Below are 518 nucleotides of genomic sequence, written 5' to 3'. Positions count from 1 at the left end.
GGGGCCGAAATGGCGGTGATGATACAGCCAATTGTGAAAGCGCGGCGAAGCCTTTGCCCAGCAGGCGGCGGTCAATAAAATGAAAGGCGTAGTCGGCAGTAATGGCAGGAAAATGCCGATAATGCCCAAGACAAGAGACAATGCGCCGCAAAAAATCAATAAATAGCGAACCATATTCCCGTCACCAATTATTTGTTTTCAGACGGCTTTTGATGCGGAAATGTACAACGCGGAATGTCTAATTTATCCCAGCCCTCATGTCCCATTTTTTCCAGCAGCGCGATATTGCGGTCGAAAATTGCCGAGGCATTGGGAAATGCTTCAGCCGCTTTGGCAATACTGTCTTCACGAATAAGATGTAAGGTCGGATAGGGCGAGCGGTTGGTGTAGTTGCTGATGTCGTCGGCTTCCGTGCCTTCAAATTGGAAATCGGGATGGAACGGCGCAATTTGGATAATACCTTCCAATTCGTTTTCTACAACCGCATCATCGGCGATTTCCAACATTTGGTTGAAGGT

Annotated in this window: 2 protein-coding genes; both read right to left on the bottom strand. The window is 48.1% G+C overall.

Going from position 1 to position 518, the window contains the following annotated elements; all coding sequences use genetic code 11:
- The coding region (locus tag ACTHUR_RS18285; RefSeq protein ID WP_440400182.1) for a YbaN family protein at positions 1 to 174 on the bottom strand (174 nt) is incomplete at its 3' end.
- A 14-nt stretch (positions 175 to 188) separates the two neighbouring features.
- A partial coding sequence (locus ACTHUR_RS18280) for a DUF1415 family protein (protein WP_440400180.1) occupies positions 189 to 518 on the bottom strand: 330 nt, incomplete at its 5' end.

The sequence above is a fragment of the Neisseria sp. P0021.S007 genome (assembly GCF_051956855.1).
This window is presented reverse-complemented; position numbering and strand designations above follow the sequence as displayed.